We start from the raw sequence: 203 nt of genomic DNA, 5'->3' as shown, positions 1-203 counted from the left end.
CCGGAAGAGATGCCGATGTTCAGGCCGTCTTCGCAGATCGCAACGGGGGCCGTGCGGTCTTCCACCGTGAAGAGGTAGTCGGAGAAGTCAGAGTTACCACACTGGTCCGTGTAGGTGTAGCGCAGCAGGTGCGTTCCTACGGGGATGGCCGTCGTGATCTCGGGCGTAGCGTTGTTGGGGTTGACTACGAAGGAGCCGATGGG

1 protein-coding gene is annotated in these 203 nt (G+C 61.1%); it reads right to left on the bottom strand.

Annotated elements, in window-relative coordinates; translation table 11 throughout:
- Positions 1-203: hypothetical protein (locus tag H9S92_RS22920; protein ID WP_187467343.1), on the bottom strand; the 203-nt coding region annotated here is incomplete at both ends.

Origin of the sequence: Neolewinella lacunae (assembly GCF_014349155.1) — a bacterium.
Classification (GTDB): Bacteria; Bacteroidota; Bacteroidia; order Chitinophagales; family Saprospiraceae; genus Neolewinella; species Neolewinella lacunae.
This window is presented reverse-complemented; position numbering and strand designations above follow the sequence as displayed.